2 protein-coding genes are annotated in these 616 nt (G+C 54.1%); one reads left to right on the forward strand and one right to left on the reverse strand.

The window, feature by feature from the left end:
- A partial coding sequence (locus ACR0CG_RS24080; protein WP_480528045.1) for a LysR family transcriptional regulator occupies positions 1-144 on the reverse strand: 144 nt, incomplete at its 3' end.
- 84 nt (positions 145-228) lie between these two features.
- On the opposite strand from ACR0CG_RS24080, the gene ACR0CG_RS24085 reads away from it, so the two are divergent.
- Positions 229-616 (forward strand): class I SAM-dependent methyltransferase (locus ACR0CG_RS24085; protein ID WP_480528043.1); only part of this gene is annotated, 388 nt, incomplete at its 3' end.

Raw genomic sequence — 616 nt, forward strand, 5'->3', positions numbered from 1 at the left:
ATCCGCCTCAAGCGCCGCGATCTGGCGGCTGAGCGTTGGCTGAGTCTGTCCCAATTGACGAGCGGCTGCCGACAGCGATCCGGTTTCTGCGGTCGCCAGAAACGCCCGGATGTGGTTCCAGTCAAAATCCCCAAGTTTGGACATACAAATATGTATAAGGTGTCTGCGCATTTCGGCAATTCATATTCGATTTGCGCATGAGTAAATGAGCCGGAAAGGAGATTGATCATGGCAACGACGACTGCTCAGTTCTGGGACGGCATTGCCGGAAAATATTCGCGTTCACCCATTCGCGACATGGAGTCTTACGAATACACGCTGGGACGGACACGGTCCTATCTGTCAAAGCAGCGCAACGTCTTGGAACTGGGCTGCGGAACGGGATCGACCGCCCTGTTACTCGCCCCCTCAGTCGCACATATTACAGCGAGTGATTTTTCCGAAGGCATGTTGGACTTTGGCCGGGAAAAGGCAAAAGCGGACGGGGTGCACAACATCTCGTTCAGAAACGTGGACGTTGCCGCGCCGAACCAGAGGCAGACCTATGATGCAATCCTTGGGTTTAACCTGTTTCACCTTGTGCCGGATGTCGATAGTACGTTTGCAAGCGTTCACG

This window comes from Ruegeria sp. AB8, assembly GCF_056542605.1.